2 protein-coding genes are annotated in these 1,843 nt (G+C 67.7%); both read left to right on the forward strand.

Features of this window, described 5'->3' with window-relative positions; genetic code table 11:
- Positions 1-47: 47 nt before the first annotated feature.
- Entirely contained in the window at positions 48-1,049 is a 1,002-nt protein-coding gene (locus tag ABDW21_RS16840; protein WP_343710778.1) for a Dyp-type peroxidase, read from the forward strand.
- Positions 1,046-1,843, forward strand: coding sequence for a family 1 encapsulin nanocompartment shell protein (locus ABDW21_RS16845; protein WP_343710779.1), 798 nt, complete (start codon positions 1,046-1,048; stop codon positions 1,841-1,843). Before ABDW21_RS16840 ends, ABDW21_RS16845 begins: the two co-directional genes overlap by 4 nt.

A 1,843-nucleotide genomic window follows, 5' to 3' on the forward strand; every position in this document is an offset into this window, starting at 1 on the left:
CCATGTCCTCATGTTTATCACCGCGGGCCTGCGGGGACAGTAGGGTCGTGGCTGTGACCGCCGCGACACCCCAGCCGGTTCTGGCGCCGCTGACTCCGGCCGCGATCTTCCTGGTGGCCACCGTCGACCCCGGCGGCGAGGCGGCCGTGCACGACGCGCTGCCCGGCATCTCCGGCCTGGTGCGAGCGATCGGGTTCCGCGACCCCGCCAAACATCTGTCGGTGGTCGCCTCGATCGGCTCGCAGGCCTGGGACCGGTTGTTCGCCGGACCGCGGCCCGCGCAGCTGCACCCGTTCGTCGCGCTCGACGGCGGGCGCCACGTCGCCCCGGCCACACCCGGCGACCTGTTGCTGCACATCCGCGCCGAGACGATGGACGTCTGCTTCGAGCTGGCCACTCGGCTGCTGGCGGCGATGGCCGGCGCCGTGACGGTGGTCGACGAGGTGCACGGTTTCCGGTTCTTCGACAACCGCGACCTGCTCGGTTTCGTCGACGGCACCGAGAACCCTCACGGCGCAGAGGCTTTCGACGCTGTCATGATCGGCGACGAGGACCCCGACTTCGCCGGCGGCTGCTACGTCCACGTCCAGAAGTACATCCACGACATGGCCGGCTGGAATGCGTTGTCGGTCACCGAGCAGGAACGGGTGTTCGGCCGGACGAAGTTGGAGGACATCGAATTCGACGACACCGCCTTGCCGGCCAACTCGCACCTGGCGCTGAACAAGATCGAGGACGCCGACGGCAACGAAGTGAAGATACTGCGGCGCAACATGCCGTTCGGCGAGGTCGGCGCCGGCGAGTACGGCACCTACTACATCGGCTATTCCCGCACACCGGCCGTCACCGAACAGATGCTGCGCAACATGTTTCTCGGCGACCCGCCGGGCAACACCGACCGCGTCCTGGACTTCTCCACCGCCGTCACCGGTGGCCTGTTCTTCACGCCGACCGTCGACTTCCTCGACGATCCACCGCCGCTGCCGGGTATGGCTGCGCGCCGGGACAACTCCCTGGGCATCGGCAGTCTGAAAGGAAACTCCGCATGAACAACCTTTACCGCGAACTGGCGCCGATCACCGAAGGAGCCTGGGCCGAAATCGAATTGGAGGCCACGCGGACATTCACGCGTCACATCGCCGGGCGCCGGGTGGTCGACGTCAGCGGACCGGGCGGCCCGGTTACCGCGACCGTCGGCACCGGTCGGCTGCTCGACGTGGCGGCGCCCGCCGACGGCGTGGTCGCCCACCTGCGAGCCAGCAAACCACTTGTGCGGCTGCGGGTTCCCTTCACCGTATCCCGCTCGGAGGTCGACAGCGTGGAGCGCGGCTGCAAGGACTCCGACTGGGATCCGGTCAAGGCGGCGGCGAAGAAGCTGGCGTTCGTCGAAGACCGGACCATCTTCGAAGGCTATTCCGCCGCCTCGATCGAGGGTATTCGCAGCGCCAGCTCCAATCCGGCCCTGACGCTGCCCGCCGACGCCCGCGCTTTCCCCGACGTGATCAGCCAGGCGTTGTCCGGGCTCCGACTGGCCGGTGTCGACGGGCCGTATTCGGTGCTGCTGTCAGCCGACGCGTACACCAAGGTCAGCGAGACCACCGAACACGGCTACCCGATCCGCGAGCACCTGCACCGGCTGGTCGACGGCGACATCATCTGGGCGCCCGCCATCGACGGCGCGTTCGTCTTGACCACTCGCGGAGGCGATTTCGACCTGCAACTGGGCACCGACGTCGCGATCGGCTATGAGTCCCACGACGCCGATTCCGTGCAGCTGTACCTGCAAGAGACCATGACGTTTCTGTGCTACACCGCCGAAGCCTCGGTTTGCCTCGGCGCCTAG

The sequence above is a fragment of the Mycobacterium sp. genome, from assembly GCF_039583805.1.
Lineage (GTDB): Bacteria > Actinomycetota > Actinomycetes > Mycobacteriales > Mycobacteriaceae > Mycobacterium.

Excerpts from the sequence above, each read along its gene's own strand:
- ABDW21_RS16845 (WP_343710779.1), top strand. The coding sequence starts at position 1,046 with ATGAACAACCTTTACCGCGAACTGGCGCCGATCACCGAAGGAGCCTGG.